Annotated in this window: 13 protein-coding genes and 2 pseudogenes; 4 read left to right on the top strand and 11 right to left on the bottom strand. The window is 70.5% G+C overall.

Annotated elements, in window-relative coordinates:
* Nucleotides 1-4: 4 nt before the first annotated feature.
* The 5 genes and pseudogenes from AB0Q90_RS04310 to AB0Q90_RS04330 all read right to left on the bottom strand — a co-directional run bounded on the left by AB0Q90_RS04310 (nucleotide 5) and on the right by AB0Q90_RS04330 (nucleotide 11,167).
* The gene (locus tag AB0Q90_RS04310; protein ID WP_363158919.1) at nucleotides 5-5,506 is read right to left on the bottom strand and encodes a DEAD/DEAH box helicase; all 5,502 of its coding nucleotides are present in this window, start codon (nucleotides 5,504-5,506) and stop codon (nucleotides 5-7) included.
* 1,128 nt (nucleotides 5,507-6,634) lie between these two features.
* Nucleotides 6,635-7,295 (bottom strand): annotated as a pseudogene (locus AB0Q90_RS04315) (nucleotidyl transferase AbiEii/AbiGii toxin family protein).
* Complete coding sequence (locus AB0Q90_RS04320; RefSeq protein WP_363158920.1) at nucleotides 7,292-7,654, bottom strand: hypothetical protein; 363 nt, start codon at nucleotides 7,652-7,654, stop codon at nucleotides 7,292-7,294. Before AB0Q90_RS04320 ends, AB0Q90_RS04315 begins: the two are co-directional and overlap by 4 nt.
* A 777-nt stretch (nucleotides 7,655-8,431) precedes the next feature.
* Nucleotides 8,432-9,790: a DEAD/DEAH box helicase gene (locus AB0Q90_RS04325; RefSeq protein WP_363158922.1), complete on the bottom strand. Its 1,359-nt coding sequence runs from the start codon at nucleotides 9,788-9,790 to the stop codon at nucleotides 8,432-8,434.
* 147 nt (nucleotides 9,791-9,937) lie between these two features.
* Nucleotides 9,938-11,167 (bottom strand): SpoIIE family protein phosphatase, encoded by a 1,230-nt coding sequence (locus tag AB0Q90_RS04330; protein ID WP_363158923.1) that lies wholly within the window; start codon nucleotides 11,165-11,167, stop codon nucleotides 9,938-9,940.
* Nucleotides 11,168-11,333: 166 nt separating this feature from the next.
* Here AB0Q90_RS04330 and AB0Q90_RS04335 point away from each other — a divergent pair, with 166 nt between their 5' ends.
* Nucleotides 11,334-12,674, top strand: coding sequence for a diacylglycerol kinase family protein (locus AB0Q90_RS04335; protein WP_363158924.1), 1,341 nt, complete (start codon nucleotides 11,334-11,336; stop codon nucleotides 12,672-12,674).
* Here the strand turns inward: AB0Q90_RS04335 and AB0Q90_RS04340 are convergent, their stop codons facing one another.
* From AB0Q90_RS04340 to AB0Q90_RS04365, 6 genes and pseudogenes are all read right to left on the bottom strand, one after another.
* Complete coding sequence (locus AB0Q90_RS04340) at nucleotides 12,675-16,574, bottom strand: glycoside hydrolase family 2 TIM barrel-domain containing protein (protein WP_363158925.1); 3,900 nt, start codon at nucleotides 16,572-16,574, stop codon at nucleotides 12,675-12,677.
* A 191-nt stretch (nucleotides 16,575-16,765) separates the two neighbouring features.
* The gene (locus AB0Q90_RS04345) at nucleotides 16,766-17,239 is read right to left on the bottom strand and encodes a diadenosine tetraphosphate hydrolase (RefSeq protein WP_363158927.1); all 474 of its coding nucleotides are present in this window, start codon (nucleotides 17,237-17,239) and stop codon (nucleotides 16,766-16,768) included.
* Nucleotides 17,236-17,601: a hypothetical protein gene (locus AB0Q90_RS04350; protein ID WP_363158928.1), complete on the bottom strand. Its 366-nt coding sequence runs from the start codon at nucleotides 17,599-17,601 to the stop codon at nucleotides 17,236-17,238. The genes AB0Q90_RS04345 and AB0Q90_RS04350 overlap by 4 nt, the downstream gene beginning before the upstream one ends.
* A 524-nt stretch (nucleotides 17,602-18,125) precedes the next feature.
* Nucleotides 18,126-18,296 (bottom strand): hypothetical protein, encoded by a 171-nt coding sequence (locus AB0Q90_RS04355; protein ID WP_363159093.1) that lies wholly within the window; start codon nucleotides 18,294-18,296, stop codon nucleotides 18,126-18,128.
* Nucleotides 18,297-18,670: 374 nt separating this feature from the next.
* Nucleotides 18,671-18,793: pseudogene (locus AB0Q90_RS04360) on the bottom strand (alpha/beta hydrolase); the annotation flags it as partial.
* A 181-nt stretch (nucleotides 18,794-18,974) separates the two neighbouring features.
* Nucleotides 18,975-19,688 carry a helix-turn-helix domain-containing protein gene (locus AB0Q90_RS04365; RefSeq protein WP_363158929.1) on the bottom strand — a complete coding sequence of 238 codons (714 nt, stop codon included), beginning with the start codon at nucleotides 19,686-19,688 and terminating at the stop codon, nucleotides 18,975-18,977.
* A gap of 129 nt (nucleotides 19,689-19,817) precedes the next feature.
* Between AB0Q90_RS04365 and AB0Q90_RS04370 the strand changes: the two genes are divergently transcribed.
* The 3 genes from AB0Q90_RS04370 (at nucleotide 19,818) to AB0Q90_RS04380 (ending at nucleotide 21,218) form a co-directional block, all read left to right on the top strand.
* Nucleotides 19,818-20,492, top strand: coding sequence for an SDR family NAD(P)-dependent oxidoreductase (locus AB0Q90_RS04370; RefSeq protein ID WP_363158930.1), 675 nt, complete (start codon nucleotides 19,818-19,820; stop codon nucleotides 20,490-20,492).
* Between the two features lie 63 nt (nucleotides 20,493-20,555).
* Nucleotides 20,556-20,795, top strand: coding sequence for an SDR family oxidoreductase (locus AB0Q90_RS04375; RefSeq protein ID WP_363159089.1), 240 nt, complete (start codon nucleotides 20,556-20,558; stop codon nucleotides 20,793-20,795).
* 51 nt (nucleotides 20,796-20,846) lie between these two features.
* On the top strand, nucleotides 20,847-21,218 hold the full coding sequence (locus AB0Q90_RS04380; RefSeq protein ID WP_363158931.1) for a DoxX family protein: 372 nt from the start codon (nucleotides 20,847-20,849) through the stop codon (nucleotides 21,216-21,218).
* Nucleotides 21,219-21,307: the final 89 nt, after the last annotated feature.

Below are 21,307 nucleotides of genomic sequence, written 5' to 3' on the forward strand. Positions count from 1 at the left end.
GTGGTCACGCCCAACCGTCCTTCCGTTCGGATCCGCTTTCCGCCCGGCGGGATCTCGTGTGTCGGACCGGGCGGACGGCTCGCCAGAGGCTGTCCGGGCCCTCGACTGCGGCTCCGGCTGCGGCCAGCCGTGTGAGGCTCGCGCCTACTGCCGCGTAGGGCAGATCGGCGCGACCGCCGAAGTGGCGGCTTTCCCGGATCGCCTTCGGCAGGGGGGTCATCTTTCGATTCCTCGGGTTGTAGGAGGATTCGTCGCCGCGCAGTGCGTGCCAGAGCCGGCGCGGGTGTGCGCCCTGCGACTGGAGCTGCAGCAGCCGGTGGACCTGGAGGTCGACGCGCTGGTCGCGCAGTGAGGCGTCGGCACCGCCTCCCTCGCGGGGGCGCGGGCTGTCGAATGCCTGGGCCACAGCAGGGCGCCGCTCCTCCACGGGCCAGCGGCCGGTGTCCCAGCAGGCCGAGCAGCGGCAGCGGGCCGTGGTGCAGCACCCCTCGGGCAGGTCGCTGACGCCGAAGTAATCGGCGAAGACCCGTTGGGCGCAGACCGTGCTCGCGTCGAAGAAGTTCCGGAGCCTGGCCAGTTCCTCGACGGCTCGGCGGCCGCGTCGGCCGAGCAGCGGGAGAAACCCGTCGGGCAGGGTGCCGGTGCGGGTGGTCAGACCGGTGACCAGGCGACGGCTGGGTGCCGCGGAGACGTCCAGGAGCCCGCGGTCGTGCAGGTCGGCGAGCAGTTCCCAGGTCGCCGACGGTCCATCGGCGACCGAGCGGTAGTCGGGGCATCGGGCGGCGAGTTCTCGGTCGAGAGCTCGGACGTCGACCTGTCGTGGGGTGTCCCAGGACAGGGCGGTGTCGATGACGGTCTGCTCCAGCCGCAAGGACCCGGCCGCTTCCTCGTCGCGCTCCGCTGCAGTGGTAGGCGTCTGTCCTACGCCGTGGCCGACCGGTCGGAGATCGCCGGGTTTGACCGCGCAGAACGGCGGGTGGTCGCCGAGGTCCTCGACGGCGCCGAGGTCGGCAAGCGCGCTGAACGCCCGCATGATGCCGCCCTGGTAGCGCTCCTGGGTGTGCCGGTCGTCCAGTTCGGCCTCGCTCAGCGCACCGCTCGCGGCGTCCTGGGCCATGAGCAGGTCGGCCAGCCGTACCGGATCGAGCGTGCCGTCCCGCTGGGCGAGGACAAGGCTGCCCATCCGCCGAAGCAGCGACGGGGGCAGTTCCTGGCCCGTCATGAAACGAACCATGCGCAGACCCCGGCTCGTCGCGAGGGCCAGACCGCTGTTGACGGGGCCGTCGCCGGCCATCCCCTGCCCCGCGCCGTCCCGCCCCGCCCGACCCAACTGCTGGTAGAGTGCGGCCAGGTCTGTAGGCGGCGACACGCACAGCACGGTGCGTACGTCGGGCCGGTTGACACCGAGCCCGAAGGCGGAGGTAGCCACCACCACGACCGGGACGAAGCCGTCGTCGCCTTCCCGTGGCGCCTCCCGGAACTCCGTCATGACGGCCGCCTTCTCCGCCTCCGTCAGACGGCCGTGGAACCGCAACACTCGGACGCCGGCGTCACCCACGTACTCGCGCAGGTGGGTGTATAGGGTGTTGACCTCCTTGACGGTGAGGCAGTAGAGGATGGCGTGCCCGTCGAGCGCGTCGACGACGCGTTCGACCAGCCCCGCCACACCTCCCTGCCCGAGCCGGTCGAGGGAGCGGCGGAAAACGGCGAGTTCGGGTCTGATCGGGTTCTCGCGTACCGTCAGGAGCCCGCCGACGACTCCCGGATGCTCGGCTTCGGCGGTCGCCTCGGCTGAAGCGGGCTCCGGGACCTCGGCGGCCAGGCCGAACAGTCCTTCGCGCAGCGCCTCGTGGACGGCCCTGTTGGCGGTGGCGGTCACCGCGGTGACCGCCACCCCGTGGTCCCGGCGCAGCTCGTCCAGGAACCTGCTGACCCGGCGCATGCTGGGCCGGAAGTCCTCCCATTGCGGAAGGGTATGTGCCTCGTCCACGGCGATCCGGGTCACCCGGCCCGCCGCCGCGGCCGCGCGGACGGTCTCCCGGAAGCGCCGCTGGCACAGGCGTTCCGGGCTGACGTAGACCAGGCGGATACCGTGGTCGGCCCGACCGAGGAGCTGGTCCGTCACTTCCGTCTTACCTGCCCTGCTGCTGGACTCGCGCAGCGGGGATATGAGCGCGCGGACCGCGCCACCGATGGACCGGTTCAGTTCGAGGGCCTGGTCGTGCATGAGAGCGACGAGCGGGCTGACGACCACGGTGACGCCGGGCAGGACCAGCGCGGGCAGCTGGAAGGTGAAGCTCTTGCCGAAGCCTGTGGGAAGCAGTCCGAGTACATTGCGTCCCTCGGCCACGGCGGCGATGACGGCCTGCTGGGCCGGCTTGAGGGCCACGGGTTCGTCGACGAGCCGCAGCAATCCTCCGATGCGGGCGCAGCGGTCCTTGATCTCCTCCACGAGCAGGCCCTGTTCCCGCAGCTTCCGAGTCTCCTCGGTGGTCAGCGCCAGTTCGCGGATGCGCCTGGTGTGCGGTAGGAGGGTTTGTCGTTCGAGGGCTTCGTCGGTACACAGCTCCGCGGCCCGGGCAGGGTCAAGGAGGTTGTGGGCCGCCATGAACTCCCAGATGCGACGCCATCCTTCGGCCATGGTGTCGACGTTGCCGCCGCCGATGTCGCCGGTTTCCGGGTCGGGACGTTGCAGTCCGTCATCGAGGCTGCCGAGGAAGGCACGCCGGTAGGAGCGGCGCAGGCTGCTTGCTCCCGCGAGTTTGCGGTCGCTGATGACGACGACGCCGCAGTGGCGGTCGGAGCGGATGAGCCGGCCCACCGCCTGACGCAGCTGAAGCGCGGCGAGCGGCAGGTAGTAGTGCTCGGTGGCGGCACCTTCCGGATCGGGGTGGCCGGCCTGCTCGGCGCGTTCGGCGACCGCCGCGCGCCGGGCCTCCACGATCGGGGCGGCGAACGGTGCGAAGGGCAGTTTGTTGATCCACACCAAACGCAGCCGCTCGGCGTCGGAGACGTCGACGCCCTGCCAGAGCCCCTTCGTGCCGACGAGAAACCCTCCGCCGTCCCGCCGGTCGGTGAAGGCCTGATAGGACCGGCCGTTGCCGAGAGTGAGCGCCTCGATGACCGGGGTGTCGAGGGCGCGGGTGCGCAGCTCCCGTACGAGGTGGAAGCCGATGCCCGCGGCGGTCGATCGGGCGGTTGTGAGGATCATGCCGCCGCCATCGAAGCCGTTGCCGTCGGCGCCTACACGCGTCATTTCGGTGGCGAATCCGGCGACCTGGTGGGCGACGGTCCGCAAGGCGCCCTCCTCCTGCTCCGCCCAGGAGGGGAAGTCGGAGAAACACACGACCTCGGCCTGGCTACGCAGGGCGAAAGGGGAAGGCAGGGCCAGCGTCGGCAAATCGTCGGGCAACCCGAGTCGGGTCCGCATAAAATCCCATTCCCCGGCGACACGCAGGGTCGCGGAGACGTAGTGGACACGGTCGAAGGACTCCAGGTAGCGCCGCCACTCTGGGTCTGCGGGCAGATCGACGGGACTGGTGGCGACACGGAAGCGGTAGGACCGCAGCTCCGCCCTGGGTTCGTCCACTTCATCCAGATGTATGACGCGGGAAGGGGGAGCCTCGTCCAGGGTGAGGGCGGGGTCGAGAAAGGCGCGGATGTCGGCCGTGATCCGGTCGAGGGCCGTGGTGAGGGAGTCGGTGTGCTCCGCGAGCGCGGTCAGGCGCTCGCGTACCAGGGGATCGATTCCGGCAGCATGCTGGACCACGTACCGCTCCAGCGTGATGCGACAGGACACGAGCGCCTTGGCGATGCTCTCCAGCACCAGCGACAGCCGCCGGGTGTGCCGGGTGCCGGAGGTGCCGGCGTAGGGGCTGGCGAGCGTGGTCGCCCGGCTACCGATGCGTACGCCCACGCCCTTGGCCTGGGCGTCGAAGGCCTCCGCCGCCAGCCGAGGAAGGCGTTCATCGTCGAGCAGTCGTTCGAGGTCTGCAATCGCTGCGGCGGCCTGCTCCTTAGCGGTGCCCGGGTGCGCGTCCGCGATCCATGCCTGGTACTCCGGCAGCAAAGCTTCCAGGTCCTGGTAGTCGGCGGTCACGGTCAGCGCGGACGTGGCTGCGTTCTCCAGCTCATGCGCCTCGTCAATCACGAGGAGCACCTCGGGTCCGACGGCACGCAGGTCGTCCAGGTGGGAGAGGACGAGCGCGTGGTTGGCCAGGATGAGACGGTGGCTGTCGATCGACTCCCGGACGGTGTCGGTGTGCACGGTGAGCGGGTTGCCTGCGGCGGGGCCGTAGTCGCCGTCGCGCTGGGACAGCGACTCCAGCCAAAGCGGCAGGCCGCGCCCGATGTAGTCGGTGAAGAAGGCGGGCAGGTCCACCGGGTCGACCGATCTGGCCGTCCAGGACTGCGGGGGCTCCTTGGCCGCGAGCAGGCGCAGCGCGAGGAAGACGGCGAGTTCGCGGAATCGGCTCCGCTGGGAGAAGCGGGCGTGGGCGTTGCCCGCGGAGCGGCGCCGACGCGTGGCCTCGGCGAGGGTCTTCGTCAGGGCTGCGAGGGAGAGCCGGTTGGACTTGCCCTTGACCAGGTCGGCGACCCCGAGGATGCCCGGCAGGGCCCGCTCCAGGTCCAGGATGTCCTTCGCCATCTGGCTCTGCAACTGTTTGGTGTACGTGGCGATGACAGCGGTACGGCTGTCGCCGCCGGCGAGCCAGTCCAGGGCGGCGGCAAGTACCGCATAGCTCTTTCCGGTGCCGGTGGGCGCTTCCAGCAGGCCGCCGACGCCGCGGTCGGTCCAGTCATGCAGAGTTGCCGTCATCTCCTGCTGGGCGGGCCGGGGTTCAACGCGGGAGCCGTGCACGACCCTGGCGAGAGCGGTCGGCTCGACCCGTCCGTCGGCGCCCCGTAAGACGTCCGGCACGTCCACGGCGCCCTTGCCCGGTGCCCTTCCGGCAGGGGTTCGACGCGGCGTGTGCTGTCCAAACTCGGCACCCAACAGGCGGGCCACGTACGCCTGCTCCCACACCCGCGGCTCTCGATCGTTGGCGGCCTCACCCTCGTCCAGTTCCCGCAGCAGCCTCCACGCGTCGGAGTCGGGGCAGACATCGGCGATGAGATCGCGCAATTCGGCCGTCCTGCATGCGAACTCGGCGGCGGCCCGCTCCAGGAGGCGCACCAGCAGTACCGCGTCGCCGTCCGCAGTATGGGCGCGGAGGTCCGAACGGGAGACGTCGAGCTGAAGCGCGAGGTCCTGAAGTCGGTGGGACGGGGCTGTCGGCCAAACGGCGTGCGCGAGGTACAGGCCATCGACAGGGCGCACGGCGGAGAGCGGATCGCGGGTACCTGCCTCCTTCGCCGCTTCACTGACGACGGGGAAGTCCAGTGTCGTGCCGTTGTAGGCGACCACGACATCGGCATCCGACAGGAAGTCACTCAGCTCCGTCCACGCCTGTCGCGGGGATAGCCCCTGGCCGAGTACGGCGTCCCGGACACTGCCGTCACGCAATTCCTCAGTGTCCCCAGGGAACCTGAGGTAACGCCGCCAGCAGGGGGCCGTAGCGACCCATTCCCGATCGGCGCCGAACCTGACCGCCGCCACCTCGTAGACGTGCCGCTCCAAGTAAGGAGCGGTCGTCGTCGTCCGGACGACGCTCTCGACGTCGAGAGCGACGGTCCGCAGCACGGAAGTCTCGTCCAACCGGGCAGCAATAGCGGATTCATTGCCTGGCTTGCGTCGTTCAGGCGCCACCTGTGCCGGGGACGCCGATTCCTGCAGAGCAGCAGGCAGGAGAATGTCCCCCGAAGCGATCAGCAAACCTCCACGGACCGCCTCGGCGACCAGCTTGACTAACCGCTGCTCCGGCAGTGTGCCGAACTGTCTCTTGGCCTCGACGACCAGTTCCCGCTCAGAAATTCCGGACGTAAAGGCGCTGACTAGCTCTGCAACCTTCCGCGACGCCGCAGAAACCGTCTGCCCTTCGGGCATGCACACTCCCCTTGCACGGCCCCGGCCCATGCTCGACCGCGCCGCTCCCGCGGCTCTCCCTCCCCCGGAGACCCGGAACGTGCCCTACATCATAGTTTGATTTGGAAGGTTACGGACGTTCAGCAGGAATATTCGGGGGCGACTGACGAACTAGGACAGGCTGGAAGGGGTTCAGCTTCCACGAGCCGAAGTAGCGCACAAGGCGCACGCTGATGGAGATGATCGGGGTTGCGTCCAGGGAAGTGGTGTACGGGTTCGACCTGATCCGGGGCACAGCCGGATGATGTCGCTTCTGCTGGCAGAGGTCTGCCGCAGGGACAGCACCAGTCCCGAGCCGATGCTGTCAGCACTGGTAGTCAATGGATCCAGCCGGATGCCTTCCGACCAATTCTTCGAGCTGGCCGTTACCGAGTTCCACCGTCGGGACCCGGACTGAACATGGGAGTTGGGAGCGGGATGCAGTGTTTGACCGTAACCGCAGCCCGGTTTCGCCCTGAGTCCACTGCGGGGTATCGCTCGGCTGCCATGCACATCCGCCGTGCAGGGCAGCCACCCACCGTGGACGGCTCCGGGTTGGAACGTGCTGGCTACATACACCGCATCCTCTCGTTGCAGCGGCGGTAGAGGGATGGACGCGATGACCGCCTCTCAGGCGTTCTCGTCATGGATCCGCGCCCCCAGATCCTCCGCCCACTCCAGCGCCCACGCCTTGAGTTCTTCGATCTGCCGGGAGGTGAGCCCGTACGCCGTGTAGTCCTCGTCCTCGTACCAGTCCGCGCCGATGAGCCGGTCCCGGAGGTCTTCGAGGCTGAACTCGTCGTGAGCGCGACGGCGGCCCAGGGATTCGAGGTCGGCGGTGGAGCGGTGGCGGGAGGCGGCCTGGACGTCGATGAGGTCGCGGACGGTGCCGCGGTCGGCAAGGGCACGGACCTTGGTGCCGATCACGTCGTCGAGGGAAAGAACGGGGCCGTAGGGGGTCTGGGCGGGCGGAGCCCAGAACGCCTCCTTGAGGACGTCGACCTCGCACTCCTCGCCGGTGTCCGGATCAATGACGAGGAACCCGGCCACTGAGCGGATCGGTCTGGACGTGCGTGGTCCGCCATCCGCGCGCGCTGAGGCCTGCTGTGAGTGAGGCGACGATCTCCTGCATCGGAGCGGGGTTCTCGGTGGCGACGTCGAGATCACGGCTGAAGCGTTCGACCAGGCCGTGAGCCTGCACGGCGTATCCGCCGGTGAGGACCGGAGGGTAGGGGGAGCCGAGGTCGAGGATGTCGGCGAGGAGACGCTCGTGGAGCGGAGTGAGCTTCACGCGGCGGTCGTGTCGGCCGCAGCAGTGCGGAGCAGCTCGGGGAAGGCGTCCTCCCAGACCTCGCGGATATAGGGACTGATCAAGCGGCGCAGCACGGGCCACTGCTCAGAGAGCAGCCGGTGGTGCAGGAGGGCCACCAGGTCCTCACTCAGTCCTTCGGCGAGGACGGTCCGGTAGAGCGTCATGCGGGACTTCGGACGGTCCAGGCTGTAGCTCGTCCGCCCGGACCAGACGATGTGGAGCGGCAGGTCCACGTTGCCCTCGATGGGGCCGGCCAGCTCCTGCAACCGCTCGGGCAGCCGGCTGCGGTAGCGGTGCCGCAGCACCTCGGCGCGGCGGGCGGTGGTCGTCGTGTCCATGCATCCAGTATCGCTGCTGGGAGGCGGCGGCATGGCGGATACGGGGCGCCCTGACGCACGTACGGGTCGGGCGCCGCCCGCCCTTCCCTCGGACATCTCACTCACAGGGCGCTTAGCGCATCATGGCCTACCCGTGCAGCCCCCAGTTGGCGCGGCAACCGGCTGCCCTGCCGACCGGGTCCGGCCCCGCTCGCGGGCGCGGATGATCATGACGCAGCAGGTCACGCGGAGGGCCGCCGCGGTGGAGTCGGCTGCAGCTTCGGACTCGGTGTCGGAAATAACGACGGTGCCGAAGCCGAAGCCCATGGTGCTGGCGCAGTGGACGAGAAAGACACCGGGGCGAGCGAGGTCGCGGTAGCCGGCCAGAGGGGGCAAGCGGCATTCGTAAGGCACACCGCTTCAGTCCTTGACACAGCCCACTCGCTCAGGCCCCATGCCGCCGACGAGCTATCGAGTCACGCAGAGAACCTCCCGAGCGGCAGCAAGGCACCTGTGTCCAGGTCCCCGTCATGGCGGCCACCCGGTCAGCAAGCTGGGACGCTCCCGCGCCCGGTGCTGACCGTTTGCTGACCCGATCGGGACCATCACGCCTCTGACCTGAACAAATGCCCAGATGCTAGATCTTGGACTTGAACATGGTGCGCAGCATGCGGTACTCCCGGAGGGTCGGCTCCCTGCCTGCTCCTGCAGGTCAAGGGCGTTTCTCACACTACAACCGACTCACCTGCTCACCTGACGGCTCGTGAGAGCCGTCACATCGAGGTCCCGTGGCGGCTCTCAGCCGTTGCGACGCATTTGGGCGGCCTTGCGGGCCTCGGCGAGCTTGCGGGCCTCGCCGGCCTTGCGGGACTTGCCGCCGGTGCCGCGGGAGGGGTTCTTGCTGGTGCCGAGGCCGCGGAAGGGGGCGTTGGTGTTCTTGGGCCGGGGGGCGGCGGGCCCGCCGTCGAGCGGGATGCCCGAGGGTGCCTTGGCGCCGGTGATCCGGCTCAGTTCCGCCTCGCCCGAGCGCACCTTGGTGACGGTCGGCTCGATGCCGGCCTCGGCCATCATGCGGCTCGTCTCGCGGCGCAGGCCCGACGGCACGAGCGTGACCACGCGGCCGGACTCACCGGCGCGGGCGGTGCGGCCGGCCCGGTGCACATAGTCCTTGGGGTCGGTGGGCGGGTCGACGTTGACCACGAGATCGAGGTCGTCGACGTGCAGGCCGCGGGCCGCGACATTGGTCGCCACCAGAACGGTGACCTGGCCGTTCTTGAACTGCGCCAGGGTCCGGGTGCGCTGCGGCTGGGACTTGCCGCTGTGCAGGCCCTCGGCGTGCACCCCGCTGGCCCGCAGATGCCGGGTGAGCTGGTCGACGGCGTGCTTGGTGTCGAGGAACAGCAGTACGCGGCCGTCGCGGGCGGCGATCTCCGTGGTGACGGCGTAGCGGTCGGGGCCGTGGACGACCAGAAGGTGGTGCTCCATCGTCGAGACCGTGCCCGCGGACGCGTCGACCGAGTGGACGACGGGGTCGTGGAGGTAGCGGTGGACCAGCTGATCGACGTCGCGGTCCAGAGTGGCGGAGAAGAGCATCCGCTGACCGTCGGGGTGCACCTGGTCGAGCGCCTCGGCGACCTGCGGCAGAAATCCCAGGTCGCACATCTGGTCGGCCTCGTCCAGCACGGTGATCCTGACCCGTCCCAGGCGGCAGGCGTTGCGCTCGATCAGGTCGTGCAGGCGTCCGGGGGTGGCGACGACCACCTCGGCTCCCTGGCGCAGCTCGGCGATCTGCCGGCCGATCGACATGCCGCCGACGACGGTGGCCATCCGCAGCCGCAGCGCCTCGGCGTACGGCGTCAGCGCCTGGGTGACCTGCTGGGCCAGCTCCCGGGTGGGCACGAGGATCAGCGCGAGGGGCTGCTTGGGTTCGGCGCGCCGCCCGGCGGTACGGGTCAGCAGCGGAAGGCCGAAGGCGAGGGTCTTGCCCGATCCGGTGCGCCCGCGCCCCAGGACATCGCGTCCCTGGAGGGCATCGGGCAGGGTGGCGGCCTGGATCGGGAAGGGTTCGCGCACCCCGTGTTCGCCCAAGGTCCGCAGCACCTCCGCCGGCAGTTCCAGGTCGGCGAAGGAGATACCGGAGTCGTGGGGGTGCTTCATGAACAGCCTTCCGCAGGGGGACGTACCGAGGAAGGCCCGGCAGGACTGATCAGCCCGCACACAAGCGGAACCGCCCACCGCGACGACCACGCAAAAGCGTGACACTAACACACGGCATCGCCGTGACGGCGCCCGGCGGGAAGGCCGTCACAGCCGGATGGCCACCAGGGCCGTGTCGTCGGTGTGCCCGCTGACCGGCAGCAGATCGGCCAGCAGGGCGTCGGCCAGGGCTTCCGGGTCGCGGTCGCGGTACCGGGTCAGGGTCGCGGCCAGACCGGCCAGACTGGTGTCGATGTCCTCGGTACGGCGCTCGATCAGGCCGTCCGTGTACAGCAGCAGGAGGGCTCCCGGGGTGAAGGACGCATGGGCCTGCGGGCGCGCGACCGGATCCGGGCGGGCGCCCAGGGGCGGGTCCGTCGCCTCGTCCAGGAAGGTCACGGTGCCGTCCGCGTGGAGCAGGGCGGGCGGCGGGTGACCGGCACTGCTGTAGGCGATGCTCTGCTCCTCCCAGTCGATGAACACCGTCGCCACGGTCGACGAAAGGGCTCCCTCGGCGGAGCGGGCGTACACCTCCAGGGCGTCCAGGGCCTGTGCCGGGCCGTCGGCGATGCGGGTGGCCGCGCTCAGCGCGCTGCGCAGCTGGCCCATCACACAGGCGGCGGCCAGCCCGTGGCCGACCACGTCCCCGACGGCCGCGGCCATGCGGTCGCCCGGCAGGTCGACGAGGTCGTACCAGTCGCCGCACACGTTCAGGTCCCGGACCGCGGGCCGGTAGCGGACGGCGGCCCGGTGGTGGCCGACGGGAGCGGGGGCGGGCATCATCGCCTCCTGCAGCCGCAGGGCGACCTCCCGCTCCCGGGCGTGGGCCCGCCGCAGGCGCTCGTTGACCTCCTGGAGCTCGCGGCCCCGTGTGTACAGCTCCGCCTCCAGGACGTCGGCCCGGCCGTTGCGGCCGGGCCCGCCCCGGGCGCGGATCAGCTCGGTGACCTCCTCCACCCGGTGCACGATCAGCGCCACCTGCCCGTCGGGGCCGATCACCGGAGCGTTGACCGGGCTCCAGTAGCGCTCCCGCCAGTGGCCCGGCCGGGTCGGGTCCACGACGTCGTAGCGTTGCAGTGCCATCGTGTCGCGCTCCGCGGTGGCCACCACCCGGTCCATCGACGCCTTGACGTCCCGCATGCCGGCCGCGGCCGGGTCGTTCGGGTTCTCGGGGAACACGTCGAAGATGTAGCGCCCGATCAGCTGGTCGTGGCTGCGGCCCGCCAGCCGCGTGAAGTCCTCGTTGGCGTCGGCGTACACCAGGTCGGGCGTGAGGAGGGCGACCATGCCGGGGAGGGCCTGGAAGACCGCCCGGTAGTCGATCTTCTGTTCGTGCATGTTGGCCTGCCTCGGCGCCGCCGTCCGTAAGAACGTCCACGATAAGAGGAAAGCGGCGCCGCCGCCCGGTATCAGTGAATTGCGCGCCGGAGGCCGTCCTGGTGCGCACACCGAACTCATGCCCGCCGGAGGCAACTTACGATGACCGGCGAGGGCAGGAGGAGTCATGGCCGTGGATGTCAGCAGAAGCGCCTACCGCGCACAGCGCTGGGCGGCGAGGGTGGCGCTCGGCTCCGCCGTGCTCGCCGTGCTCGTGCCCCTCGGCTACGGCGGTGTCGGCGGCGTGCTGCTGCTGGTCGGCGGTGTCGCCGGGCTGGCGCTCGCGGCGGCCGCGGTGTGGTGGACGCTGACTCTGCGGGGGCCGTTGCGCTGGGCCGCCGCGCTGCTGGCCGTGGCTGTGCCGGCGGGTCTCGTGGCCCTGTTCGCCGCCACCCTGTTCTGGGCCCTGCCGGTGTCGCTGGCGCTGTGGGGTCTGGCGGTCTGGAGCGGGCGGTATGCGCTGCGCGGGACCGGCGGGCACCACGCGCGGGTCAAGGAGCGGCGCACTCCGCCGCCCGAGCGACCGTTCCTGATCATGAATCCGCGGTCGGGCGGCGGGAAGGTCGGCCGGTTCGGGCTCAAGGAGAAGGCCGAGCGGCTCGGCGCGCGCGTCGTGCTGCTGGACCCGGACGGGCAGCACGACGTCACGGCGCTGGCCCGGGCCGCCGTCGCCGACGGGGCGGATCTGCTCGGCGCCGCGGGCGGTGACGGGACGCAGGCGCTGGTAGCGGCCGTCGCGGCCCAGCACCGGCTGCCGTTCCTGGTCATCAGCGCCGGTACCCGCAACCACTTCGCCCTGGACCTCGGTCTCGACCGGGACGACCCGGGCGCGTGCCTGGACGCGCTGACCGACGGCGTCGAGCTCTGCGTGGACCTCGGTTTCGCCGGTGAGCGTCCGTTCGTCAACAACGCCTCCTTCGGCGCGTACGCGGCGATCGTGCAGAGTCCCTCGTACCGCGACGCCAAGCTCGGCACCAGTCTGGAGCTGCTGCCCGACCTGCTCACCCGCCAGCAGGGGTCCCGGCTCGTCGCCCGCGTGGGCGACACCGCGCTCGACTGCCCGCAGGCCGTGCTGGTGAGCAACAACCCCTACCGGACCGGCGATCCGTTCGGGTTCGGGCGGCGCGACCGGCTCGACGGCGGTGTGCTGGGCGTGCTCGGCCTGCGGGTGGACAGCGCGGCGGAGGCCGCCGCGCTGCTGCTGGACCCGGAACCGCACGCCCTGACCGTCCTGACGGCCCGCGAGGTGGTCGTCGAGGCGGACGGTCCGGAGGTCGAAGTGGGCCTGGACGGCGAGGCGTTGGTGCTGCCCTCGCCGGTCCGCTGCCGGGTCTCGCCCCGCGCGCTGCGCGTTCGTGTGCCCCGGAAGCGGCCGGGTGTGCCCCGGCGCCGGCCCCGGCTGGACTGGCGCCGGTTGCGCAAACTGGCGGCGACGGTCGGCCGTACGGCCGCGCCCCGCCGTTTTTGATCAGTCGGTCGCCGTGGGCCGCCGCGAGGCCTGTGTCGCCCGGTCCACGTCGGTGATCGGGCGCAGCCGGTAGGTGTAGGCGTAGTCGCGGTCGGCGAACAGCTTGTACTCGTCGTGCGTGTGCGCGCCCCAGCTGTTGTCGCCGCCCACGCCCATCTGCCGGTGGCTCACCCGCAGGACGACATCCTTGCGCGGGGTGAGCTGGTAGTCGTGGCGGGCCCCGACCGACAGGTCCTCTGGGGTGAAGCGGGAGACGTTGACCTCCAGCAACGGCTCACCGCTGACCAGGAGTCCGACCCCGTCGCGGTCGGTGAGCGCGGCCCAGCGGACGTCGGTCTTGCTGCCGTTCTCCTGCGGCCGGATGTACGGGGTCCACTGCTCGGCGACGGTCCCGGAGTACAGGCCGACGTCGGTGCCGTTGTTGCGGTCCCAGTGGTTCTCCTCGGGGCCGCGGCCGTAGTAGTGGAGCCGGTCCAGGCGGCCGGGCAGGAGCAGGAGGGTGCCGACCTCCGGGATGTACGGCAGTGAACTCGCGCCCGGGTGCAGGGTGTTGTCGACCTTGATCTCGCCGTTGCCGAAGACGGTGTAGGTGGTGGTGTACGTCGATTCCGTGGTCGTGGGCAGGGTGCCGCCGACCTTGATCTCGACGGCCCGGTCGCGTACGGCACGCACGCTCACCTCGGTCACCGTGCGGTCGGGGCCGGCGTCGCGCCAGGTCTGGTTGCGGGTGTGCTGGCCGTTGCCCTTGTCGTTGTCGGTGGGTGCGCGCCAGAAGTTGGGCGCGGGGCCGGAGCTGATCAGCTGGACGCCCGCGGCCTCGTAGGACGTGATGATGCCGCTCTTCTTGTCGACGGTGACGGAGAAGCCGTCGCCGGTGACGGTGACGGAGTCCGCGCCGTCGATGTGGGCGAGTGCCGGGACCTCGTCCAGGGGCACGGGGGTGACCGCCGGGCTGTCGGCGTCGAGGGGGAGCTGCTGCCGGGCCACCTCGAAGCCGGCCTCGGCCCACGGGGTGGACTCCTTGGTGGTGAAGGAGAGTTGGAGGAAGTACTCGGTGCCCGGCGCGGGGTCGGCGGGCAGTTTCACCGGGACGGTGACGTCCTTGCTCGACAGCGGCGGTACGTCGAGCTGGGTGCGGCTCAGCTTGCCCCGCTGGACGACCTTGCCGTCGGCGAGGAGGGACCAACTGCCGTCGAATTCACGTAGGTTGGTGAAGAGGTACTCGTTGGTGAGGGTGACCCCGCCGTCCGCCTGCGCGGCGTTGATCGCCTGGTAGACATGTTTGATCTCGGCGGCCTTGCCGGTGTGTCCGCGGTCGGCGGTGACGATGCCGTCCGCGACGAAGTTGAAGTCGTTGGGGTTGTCGCCCCAGTCGCCGCCGTAGGCGAAGTAGGTCTTCTCCTTGGGCTGCTTCTCGGTGAGCGCGACCGTCGCCGCGTCGAACCAGAACCGCACGCCGTCGTCACCGGGACCGCGGCTGTCGGAGGCCAGCTCGCCCGCGCTCAGGGCGCGGGCGTAGACGCGGGCCCGCCGGACGGTGCCGCTGAACTCCCGGCTGGGGTTGTCCGTGTCGGTGGCGAGGGCGAGGGAGGCGGTGTTCCTGGCGGGCCGCCGGGTGGTGGCGCGGGTGGCCTTGGCCTCGCCGTCGACGTAGAGGGTGAGCGTGCCCGCGTCCGCGTCGAAGACGCCCGCGATGTGGTGTTCGGTGCCGGTCCAGCCGTCGGCGGGCAGGGCCCAGGTCGCGGTGATCCACTGGCCGCCGCCGTAGATGAAGAACTCCAGGTTCTTGCCGGACTGCTTCAGGGCGTACTGGGTGTCGCCCTTGGCGAGGATCGGCTGGTGATAGCCCGTCACCTTCGGGGTGATCCAGGCCTCCAGGGTGAGGGAGCCGGTGAGGTCCAGGCGCGGGTTGCGGGCGAAGACTGTGCCGCCGGAGACGCCCTTGGCCCGGTCGAAGGTGCCGGAGGGGGCGAGGATCTCACCGCGCAGCCCCGCGGGGCCGGTCTCGGTCAGCAGCTTGCGCGTCGGCGTGGGCCAGCTGAGGGACTGGTCGGCGAAGTCCCAGATCCAGCCGCCCTGGAGGACGTCGTAACGGCGTACCAGGTCCCAGTACTTCTTGAAGTTGCCGTTGGAGTTCCCCATCGCGTGGGAGTACTCGATCATGACGTACGGCCGGGTGTCCGCGGTGTCCTTCGCGCGGGCCTCGACGCGGGCGGGGCTGTCGTACATCTCGGAGCGGATGTCGCTGACGCCGGGCCGGTCGTCGCCCTCGTACTGGACGACGCGGGTGGTGTCGTAGGACTTGATCCAGTCGTGCATGGCGACGAACGTGCTGCCGCCGCCGGCCTCGTTGCCGAGGGACCAGATGACGACGCTGGCGTGGTTCTTGTCGCGGTGGACCATGTTCTGGGCGCGGGCCACGCAGGCCTCGGTCCAGTCGGCGTGGTTGCCGGGGTACTGGCCGCGGATGCCGTGGGTCTCGACGTTGGCCTCGTCGACGAGGTAGAGGCCGTACTCGTCGGAGAGTTCCAGCCACAGCGGGTTGTTGGGGTAATGCGAGGTCCGCACGGTGTTCATGTTCAGGCGCTTGATGACCTTGATGTCCTGGACCATGTCCCCGCGGTTGAGCGCGATACCCCGGTCGGGGTGCATCTCGTGGCGGTTGGTGCCGCGGAAGGACACCGGCTTGCCGTTGATGCGCATCAGGCCGTCCTTGAGCGCGAACTCGCGCAGCCCGACCCGGTGCGACAGCGTCTCGACCACCTTCCCGGCCGGGTCGCGCAGCCGCAGCACGGCGGTGTAGAGGTACGGGTGCTCGGCCGACCAGAGCTTCGGCGCGGGCACGGACTTCGCCGCTTCCACGGTCGTGTCCTCGCCGACCGGTCCGACGGCGACGGTCTGGTTCAGCGGCCGGGACCAGACGGCGTGGCCGCCGGCATCGTAGAGCTGGGTCTCGACGGTGTAGGAGCCGGACGCGCCTGCCTGGTAGGCGCGCACGCTTGCGGCGACCGAGAGTTGGGCCGTCTTGTAGTCGGCGCCGAGCGGGGTGCCCAGCTTGAAGTCGCGCAGGTGCACGGCCGGGGTGGAGTACAGGTAGACCGAGCGGAAGATGCCGCTCAGCCGGATCATGTCCTGGTCCTCCAGCCAGTCCCCGTCGGAGTAGCGGTACACCTCGACGGCGATCTGGTTGGTGCCGGGCTTGAGGTGCTCGGTGATGTCGTACTCGGCGGGGGTGAAGGAGTCCTCGTGGTAGCCGACGAGTTCGCCGTTGATCCACACGTAGTGGGCCGACTTCACGCCCTCGAAGTGCAGGAACGTGCGCCGTCCGGACCAGGAGGCGGGGACGGTGAAGGTTCTTCTGTACTGGCCCACGGGGTTGTAGCGGGTCGGCGCGGCGGGCGGCTGCGGTTCCTCGCCCAGGCCGTTGGGGCCCCAGTAGGGGTAGGTGATGTTGACGTAGATCGGGAAGTCGTAGCCGTGCAGCTGCCACGCGGAGGGGACGGGGATGGTGTCCCACTCCTTGTCGTCGACGTCGGTGCGGTAGAAGTCCGCATCCCGGTCGGCGGGGCGGTCGGTGTAGGCGAACTTCCAGGTGCCGTCGAGGCTGAGCCGGTACGGGGAGCGGGTGCGGTCGGCGGCGAGGGCCTGCGTGACGTCCGCGTACGGCATGAGTGTGGTGTGCGGGGGCTCGGTGCCCAGTCGGAAGACGGCGATGTTGCCGTTCCACTCCGGGGTTCCGTCAGCTTCCTCGGCCGCGTACGCCGTCCGGGCGGACAGCGGTCCGGACAGGGCGAGTCCGCCGAGGACAGCGGCTCCCCCCTCCAGGAGACGGCGGCGGCTGACGGCCACGCCCTGGGGGCGGTGCGGGTGGCCGGGCGACACGGGAGAGAGCGACGACATTGACCGTGGCCTTCCTCGGGACGACAGTGCGGCTCTGCACTTGCTGTGAGGGAGCGTCAGATCCTGTGCGGTGCTGTTGAGAAACCGACCAAACCCTAGGTTGTGAACACGAGTGAAGCAACGATGCTGTCGTTCTTTGTGTGTTTCTGATGGGCGAGTTGGCCGATCACGGCTGGATCTCGTCCGTCGCGTCACTGCGCGAGGCGGTCCAACTCCACGCCGATCGCCGCCCGCACGGCGTCGTGCCGCGGCCCGAGCGCATACCGCTCGTCACTCCACCGCTGAGGCGGATACAGCCACACCGGCCGGCCCACCAGCTCGGCGGGCTCCCACTGGAAACGCGGCCACACGTGCGCGTGCAGGAACGGGTCGGTGTTCCCGAGGATCTCCAGATTGACCCGCCGGAAGGCCGGATCCAGCCGTCGGCAGGCACGCTCGACGGCCTCGCCGAGCCGGTCCATGTCGGCCAGGAAGGCCAGCCGCTTCGCCCGCGACAGCTCCGACAGCCGCTGCACCGCGGGGTCGTCCACCAGGAGCACCGAGTATCCCGGCAGGAACTGCACGTCCCCGATGACCGCGAACCCCGCGTCCAGCCTCCGCAGCACGGTGGGGTTGCCGCCGCGCAGCGCGCTGCCGATCCGGTCCGTTCTCCAGTCGACGGTCACGCGGGCGTCTGCGGATCCCGGCGCCCCAGCAGCTCCGCCAGGGGAGTCCCGGTGCGCGCCGCCGCGATCCGGCGTGCCCGTACCTGAGCGCGGGTGCGCGGACGGAACTTGGGTTCCCTGCCGCAGCCGCAGGGTTCCTGCCGGCCCTCGTAGCGCAGCCCCGCAGCCAGCACCACCGCGACGACGGTCCACGCCTTGGTATCCCGGCGCCGCGGCGCCGCGAAGTCATGCCCCGCGCACGCCATCGGCTCCGCGCAGCGGGGGCACCGGTGCCCGCCGGGCCCGGGGTGCCGCTTGAACGCCACGCGGCAGGTCACGCAGGCGTAGTGCAGCTTGTAGGGCTTCTCGGCGTAGTGGCACACGAGGCGAACGTACCCGGTGTCGGGGTGGGTTGGCAGGTGGAATCGGGGGTGCGGCGGATTCGGCGGCGCGGTGGATTCGCGGGCGCGGTGGATTCGAGGGCGCGGCGGGTGGCGGGCGAAGTCGGCGGCCCGGCGGGTGGCAAGGCAGACCCGGCGGCCCGGCAGGCGGCGAGCGGACCCGCCGGCCCAGCGCGTGGCAAGGCAGCCCGGCAGGCGGCAGCCCGGCAGGCGGCAAGCGGCAAGCGGCAAGCGGCAAGCGGCAAGCGGCAAGCGGCAAGCGGCAAGCGGCAAGCGGCAAGCGGCAAGGCAACCCGACGTCCCGGCGCGTGGCAAGGCAAGCCCGGCAGGCGGCAGGCGGACCCGACAGCCCAGCGCGTGCCAAGGCAGACCCGGCAGCCCGGTGGCGGCAAGCCGACCCGACAGCCCAACAGTCGCCAAGACGGACTCAGCGGCGCAGCACATTCGGTGGTGTGAGGCGCCAACGCCGCCCGCCTGCACTGGAGTTCGCGAGGCGGGCGAGCCCGTCAGGCAGCAGTGTCGAGGAACGGCCGGACCGCTTCGGCCAGCAGCGGGGAGGTGAGGACGTCGTAGTGCGTGGTGCCCGGCAGGACGGCCAGTCGGGCGGCGGGGCGGCCGGTTCCGTCCCAGCCGGCGTCCCGCAGGCCGCCGCCGAGCAGGGCGAAGAACTCGACCACGTGGGCGGGGCCGCACCGCGTCGGCGTCCGCGTAGACCAGCAGGACCGGCGCGGTGATCGCATCCGTCTCGGACGTCCAGTCGTAGTCCTGCTTCTTCAACTCGGCGATCCTGCCGACCAGTACCGGCCAGTCCTCCACCCGGGGCGCCAGCCGCGCGTACAGCTCGCAGACCGGGGGCTGCTTCATCGGCTCGGCGGCCGCCGCGCTCATCTGCTCCATCTGGGCCACGACCTCCGGGAACCAGCCGTCCTGCCGGCACGGGGTGGAGACCAGCACCAGGCGGCGCACCAGGTCCGGGTGCTGGATCACCGGCGCGCAGCGCCACATCGGCCCCGAGGGAGTAGCCCAGCACGTCCGCCCGTGCCAGGCCGAGGTGCTTGAGCAGGGCGGCGATGTCGTCCGTCAGCAGCTCCGGACGCAGGGGGCGGTCGATGTCCACCGTGCACCCGTGCCCCTGCAGGTCGACCGGGATCACGCGCCGCCGCTCGGCCAGCACGGGCAGCAGGGGGGCGAACATCTCGCCCGCCCCGAGCCCGCCGTGCAGTACTGGTGAACCCGGTTATGCGAACGTGCGGAATGGTTGATGTTCTGTGAGGTTGCCAAGCGGATCCGACCACCGACAAGACCGCTCCGATGTACGGCCTCATCGCGGTCGCCCTGTCCCACCGGTCGCTGGTTCAGCGTCGCTTTCCAGTCTCGGGGGCGGTGGCGCTCTGGCTGGCGCGGCGCATGGCCTCGTACAGCGCAGCGTCTTCCGGCGGGTCCGGCAGCGGGCCGCGGGCCGGGGCCTGGAAGGACTGGATCATCCAGGCGACCAGGCGGCGCCAGGCGTCCGGGGCGGCATCGGCAGTGGCGCTGAGGACTCCGGCGTTGGCCATCAGCAGCAGCACGAGATCGCGGTTGGTGAAGTCCTCGCGCAACTGCCCGCTGTTCTTGGCGCGGCCGATGAGTTCGAGGAAGCCCTCGTACGCCTGAGCGTGGTATCTCTCCAGCTCCGGAACGCCCGGGAAGTTCATGGTCAGGATGTCGGCAAAGCCGCGGTCGGCGGCCTGCATCGCGCAGACGGTCTCGATGTAGCCGGTGAAGCCGTGCCACGGGTCCGGATCGGCCAGGGCTGCGTCGGTGGCCTGGGCGTACGCCTTCATGCGGTCGGCGAAGACCGCGGCGAGCAGGTCCTCCTTGCGGGGGAAGTGGCGGAAGAGGGTGGCGATCCCGACCCCGGTCTCCCGTGCGACTGAGGCCATCGACGCGTTCAGCCCGTCGCGCCCGAAGACCGTGCGCGCGGCGGCGATGATCCGCCCCCGGTTGCGCTCCGCGTCGCTGCGCTTGGACTGACCTGCGGAAACAGTCGCGCCGGCGCTGGCTTCGGTGTGTGGGTCTCGGGGGCTCATGACGCCAGACTAGCAAACCGGAATGCCTTATCCGATTCTCGTGTTACGGTGGGCAGCGAACCGGATAGGGCTTTCCGGAAATGAAACGGATAGCCCTATCCGCCGACCCCTTCAGTGAAAGGTTCTCTCATGCCCACCATCGCCATCATCGGTGCCGGCCCTCAGCTCGGTCTCGCCATCGCCCGCACCTACGGCACTCACGGCTACGACGTCGCACTGATCGCCCGCAACCGGGCCAAGCTTGAAGTCCTTGTCGGCGAGCTGGCCGCCGAGGGCATCACCGCTGCCGCCTTCCCCGCCGACGTCCTCGACCGCCCCGCCCTCACCCAGGCACTCAAGGATGCGGCTACGCACTTCGGCGGCATCGACGTCCTGGAGTACTCCCCGGTCGGCGGCCTCCAGACCGTCATGACCACCCCGGGCGCCACCGAGCCGGCCGACGTGCAGCACGAGATGGAGTTCCAGCTCTACGGAGCGATCGACGCCACCCGTGCGGTGCTGCCCGCCATGCGGGAGGCCGGTGCGGGCACCCTGCTGTTCACCACCGGCGCAGGCTCCGTCGACCCCGTGCCGCAGGTCGCCAACGTCAACGCCGCCGCCGCGGCGCTGCGCAACTGGGTGATCAACCTGCACAAGGAGCTGGACGGCACCGGTGTCCAGGCGGCGCACGTCGCCATCAACGTGTCGATCGGCACGCCGGCGATCCCCGGATTCCCGACCGCCCAGCCCGAGGAGATCTCCCCGGTCTACTGGGACCTGCACACCACCAAGCGCGACCAGGCCGAACTCGTCTTCAGTCTCTGAAGCCCATCAGCACCCGTCCTCCTGGCCTCCTGGCCTCCCGGTATCTACGCCGCGCACCTCGTCATCAACACCTGGCCCGGGGGGCGGCCCCGAAAACATTCCCTCCGGGCCGCCCCCGAGCAGGTCGCGCACCTTTCCCCGGACCCGCCCGAGGTGCGCGAGCCGATGTCGCAGCTGTCGGCACTCAAGCGCCTGGGCGAGCCGGAGGAGGTCGCCGACGTGGTGGCCTTCCTCGCCACCAACCGGGCGCGGTGGATCAACGGAGCCTCCCTCGACGCCACCGGCGGCAGCCTCCCCGGCTAGCCGCCCGCTGCGTCCCGTTCCCCTCCTCTCGTCCCGAAGGACTCCACCCTGATGAGCATCTTCCTGTGGATCGTGCAGGCCGTACTGGCCGTCTTGTTCGCCATGGCCGGTGTCATGAAATCCACCCAGCCCAAGGCCAAGCTCGTCGAGAAGCTGCCCTGGGTGGCCGACTTCTCGCCCGGCGCCGTCCGTTTCATCGGCATCGTGGAGTTCGTCGGCGCCCTCGGGCTGATCCTGCCCGCGGCCACCGGCATCGCCACCGCCCTGACGCCACTGGCCGCTGTCGGCCTTGGCATAACGATGCTGCTGGCCGCGGCCTATCACGCGCGCAAGAAGGAACTCCCCGCGATCGGCCTCAACGCCGTCCTGCTGATCCTCGCCGCGCTGGTGGCCTGGGGACGCTTCGGCCCGTACAGCTTCTGAAACCGCCACCCCTCTACCGCAGCTGCTGAACGAAGGCCATCAGGCCACCGCCCCGGTCCGGCTTCCTCGGGCACGACCCTGTCAGCTCC

Source organism: Streptomyces sp. NPDC079141 (genome assembly GCF_040686775.1).
Classification (GTDB): Bacteria; Actinomycetota; Actinomycetes; order Streptomycetales; family Streptomycetaceae; genus Streptomyces.

What these genes read in the sequence shown, in the direction of transcription:
- AB0Q90_RS04340 (WP_363158925.1), bottom strand. Translation starts at nt 16,574, where the DNA reads ATGTCGTCGCTCTCTCCCGTGTCGCCCGGCCACCCGCACCGCCCCCAG.
- AB0Q90_RS04370 (WP_363158930.1), top strand. Translation starts at nt 19,818, where the DNA reads ATGCCCACCATCGCCATCATCGGTGCCGGCCCTCAGCTCGGTCTCGCC.
- AB0Q90_RS04330 (WP_363158923.1), bottom strand. Translation starts at nt 11,167, where the DNA reads ATGCACGAACAGAAGATCGACTACCGGGCGGTCTTCCAGGCCCTCCCC.
- AB0Q90_RS04320 (WP_363158920.1), bottom strand. Translation starts at nt 7,654, where the DNA reads ATGGACACGACGACCACCGCCCGCCGCGCCGAGGTGCTGCGGCACCGC.
- AB0Q90_RS04365 (WP_363158929.1), bottom strand. Translation starts at nt 19,688, where the DNA reads ATGAGCCCCCGAGACCCACACACCGAAGCCAGCGCCGGCGCGACTGTT.
- AB0Q90_RS04325 (WP_363158922.1), bottom strand. Translation starts at nt 9,790, where the DNA reads ATGAAGCACCCCCACGACTCCGGTATCTCCTTCGCCGACCTGGAACTG.
- AB0Q90_RS04380 (WP_363158931.1), top strand. Translation starts at nt 20,847, where the DNA reads ATGAGCATCTTCCTGTGGATCGTGCAGGCCGTACTGGCCGTCTTGTTC.
- AB0Q90_RS04335 (WP_363158924.1), top strand. Translation starts at nt 11,334, where the DNA reads ATGGCCGTGGATGTCAGCAGAAGCGCCTACCGCGCACAGCGCTGGGCG.